Source organism: Streptomyces chryseus (genome assembly GCF_014650755.1).
Taxonomy (GTDB): Bacteria; Actinomycetota; Actinomycetes; order Streptomycetales; family Streptomycetaceae; genus Streptomyces; species Streptomyces chryseus.
The window spans coordinates 1-3,548 of the sequence record NZ_BMVO01000063.1 but is presented as its reverse complement, the minus strand read 5'-3'; the positions used below and the strand labels follow the sequence as shown (position 1 = coordinate 3,548).

Genomic DNA, 3,548 nt, shown 5'->3' with positions numbered 1-3,548 from the left:
GCCCAGGCCTTGGCACACCACACCCAACGACCCACCACCATCAAAGTCACCGGTATTGCGCCTAAACCACGTCTTGATGAACAGCCACCATCGCGGCTTCTGCGCGCGCCTCCATTCGTGCAACGTGCCCACCGCCATCATGGTGTCGGGGTGTTCGTCGCCCAGCAGCCGTTCAGAGTCGGCGGCGACCCGTTCCTGGATGGTGATCGCCTCCGTGAGGCGCCCCGCCAGAGAGTAGGAAAGCGCCAGGCCTTCCCAGACGATGAGGGTGTCGGGGTGTTCGTCGCCCAACAATCGTTCATAGTCGGCGGCGACCCGCTCCAGCAGGGGGATCGCCTCAGTGGTGCGTTCCACCGCCCCATAGGAGAGGGCCAGGCTCCTCCGGGCGCTGAGGGTGTCGGGGTGTTCGTCGCCCAGCAGCCGTTCAGAGTCGGCGGCGAGCCGTTCTTGGATGGTGATCGCCTCCGTGAGGCGGCCTGCCAGAGAGTAGGAGAGGGCCAGGCTGTTCCGGGCGCTGAGGGTGTCGGGGTGTTCGCCGCTCAGCAGCCGCTCGCGACCGGCGAGGACCCGCTCCAGCAGGGGGATCGTCTCCGTGAGGCGGCCCGCCAGAGAGTAGGAGAGGGCCAGGCCTTCCCCGGCGGCGAGGGTGAGGGGGTGCTCGCCCAACAACCGCTCAGAGTCGGCGGCGACCCGCTCCAGTATGGTGATCGCCTCCGTGGCGCGCTCCGCCGCCGCGTAGGAGTGGGCCAGGTGGACACGGGCGCTGAGGGTGCGGGGGTGTTCGTCGCCCAACAACCGCTCGCGACCAGCGAGGACCCGCTGCAGCAGGGGGGTCGCCTCCGTGAAACGCTCCGCCATCAGGTAGGAGGTGGCCAGACCGTGCCGGGCGGTGAGGGTGTCGGGGTGTTCGTCGCCCAACAACCGCTCAGAGTCGGCGAGGACCCGCTCCCGCAGGAGAATCGCCTCCGTGGCGCGCCCCGCCACCGAGTAGCACAAGGCCAGGTTGGCGGCGGCGGTGAGGGTGTCGGGGTGCTCGGAGCCCAGCAGCCGCTCAGAGTCAGCGGCAAGGCGGAGCCAGTGGGTGAGTGCGGCGGCGTAAAGGCCGGTGTTCAACAGGCTGCGCCCCGCCCGATACAGGACCCGGTGGCCGTCCGGCTGCCATAGCAGGTCGCCGGCGTGGGCAGCGAGGGAGTCGGTGTTTGCCCGCAGCACGGCGCACAGGTCGGGGTTGGTGTGGTCGGCCTCGGGCCAGAGCGACGCCAGACCGTCCGCGACCGCTTGCACGACCGCAGGGATCTCGGGTGCGGTCGTACCTTCGCGGGCGGCGCGGGCAGTTAGAGCGTGCAGGCGTACAGCACGGGGGCCGCCCCGGGCCTCGCAGGTGATCAGTCCGTAGCGGTGCAGCAGCTGTACCGCGGCCCGGGCCTGTTTCGCGGTGACCTTAGTGGGCTCGGCTGCGGCCGGTGCGGTGGCCGGTGGTGTGGTGGGCAGGGCGCGGTGGGCGGTGAGGTAGCCGGTCACCGCGGCGTCGGCCCACAGCTCGTTTGGGTGTCCGGCGGGGTCCAGGTGGGCGGCGAGGCGGAGGGCGGGGGCAGCCAAGCCCACCGGGTCGACGCGTTGGGCGGCGTCCAGGGCGAGCAGCAGGGCCGCCACGATGGGCCGCCCGTAGCCCTCAGAGTCCGCCTGGCGGGGCAGCAGCCTCTCCAAGTGCACCTGACGGTCGGTGAGGAGCAGGAGATAGCGTGCGCAGGACACCGCCTCGTTGATCATGTGAGCGGCGGCGTGTGCCAGGGCCAGCGGCAGGCACCCCAGCTCCCGCACCAGGTCCTGGGCCTGTTGATCCAGCAGGTGAACCAACCGCGCCCCGGTGAACCGGTCGTGCAGATAGGTCAGGGCTTCGGCCGGGGTGTAGGTGTCGACTTCGACGATGGCCCGGCCGCCGCCGGACAGCAGGGCATCGCGGCGCCGGGTGGTGGCCAGCACTCGCCCGCCCCCGGAGGGAGAGAGGGGCGGCCACCACGGGCCGATCCTCTCCAGATCAGTGAGGTCGTCAAGGACGACCAGCCACGAGCGGGGGGTGACCGCCAGCCAGTCCAGGAAGGCCCGTGCGTCGGTCTCGGCGTCCTGCCCCACCGCGCCGGGCGCCTGGACGCGGTGCGCGGTTGCGGCGTAGCCAGTGACGACCTGCTCGGTCTCGGCGGCGTTCACCCACACCACCAACTCGGTGCCCGCGGCCAGGGCCTGGTGGGCGTAGGCGGCGGCCAGCTGGGACTTGCCCACCCCGCCGCCGCCGGCGAGCACCACCGTGGTGTGCCCGGTGTGGTCCTGGTCGATTTGTTCGCGCAGGCCGGGGCGGGGCTGGAAGGCTGAGGCCAGCTGCGGCACCGTGCCCACCCGCATCGGCCAGACCACTGGGGCCCGGGGCTCGGCACGCTGCACCACCTGGCCGATGTGCTGGGCTGCGATCGCGTACCGCTGCGCGAAGACCGACGTGTCGGCAGTGATGTGCATGCCTGGGACGGCGCCGGGCGCGGTCAGCTCTCGTCCGGACCCGGCACCTGAGGGTTTCCCAACGTCACGTCGCCCATCCTCACCGCGCCCACCGAGCCGTGCATGGGTTGGATGTGCACGTCTCCGCTGATGGCGATGCCCTCGTCTGCGGCCGAGACACCGCTGTAAGCCTGTTGGGCCAGAGCAACCAGCTCGCGCAGTTGGGCGGCCGTCTGTGCACGGCCAGCCTCGTCCAGGTCCTCCAGCAAATCCTGGAAACGGGTCCGCCAGGCGGCCGCCGCATCGTCCCGGACCCGCTCGGCCGTGCCAGGGTTGGTGCTCTCCAACTCGGCTGCCGTACGGTCCAGCCTTTCCAGGGCCGCTTCCTGGGAGGCATCCGGAGCCGGGCCGCGGCCGAAGAGGCGGGCCACCCGCTCGCGGAAGCTCTGCCAGGCGTCGGTGCCGGCCGCTTGTGCCACTGCCACCCCGGCCGACGAGGCCAGGACAAGTAACGCCTGATCCAACATGCTTCCCCCGTGCCCAAGTATGGGCGAAAGTACCTATCCCGGCCCAGGTAGCGTACTGCGGCCGCTGCCCGCGTGTGACCGGGTCGTTGCAGCCAGCTCAGCGGCTCGACAGTGCTACACACCCAGCTTGGTCGAAACCGAGCCGAGTCGGACCGCTCTTGTTGGCCACCAGGGGCCAGTCACCGTCCACCAGCGTCCAGCACGCCACCACGTCTTCCGGTGACCACTCCTGCCGCATGTCCCGCCTCTTCTCGCTCCCGGCCTCACTCGTTCGGCCCAACGAGGCGGTCGATGGGAGGGAAACGGGAGACGTGAACGTCCGGAAGCTACTCTGCGGCTCGGTCCGGAGATAGGAGTCCGGGGCCGTGAAGCCCGCGAGTTCGCGGAAACTGAAGGTACTTCAGCGGGAACCCGAGGGTCCAGTGCCGCCATTTCCGCGGATGGACCAGCGCGTTCGGGGCGAACACGCTGGGTCAGTGAGCCTCTTTCATCCTGTGCTGGTGGGTGAAATGGGCTGGTCAGAGTGCGTGG

At 70.4% G+C, this 3,548-nt stretch carries 2 protein-coding genes; both read right to left on the bottom strand.

Annotated features, from left to right (window positions below; all coding sequences use genetic code 11):
• On the bottom strand, window positions 1-2,511 hold a 2,511-nt coding region (gene fxsT / locus IE185_RS32735), incomplete at its 3' end, for an FxSxx-COOH system tetratricopeptide repeat protein (protein ID WP_189716556.1).
• A 23-nt stretch (window positions 2,512-2,534) separates the two neighbouring features.
• Window positions 2,535-3,017 (bottom strand): hypothetical protein, encoded by a 483-nt coding sequence (locus tag IE185_RS32730; protein ID WP_229843862.1) that lies wholly within the window; start codon window positions 3,015-3,017, stop codon window positions 2,535-2,537.
• Between the last annotated feature and the right edge of the window lie 531 nt (window positions 3,018-3,548).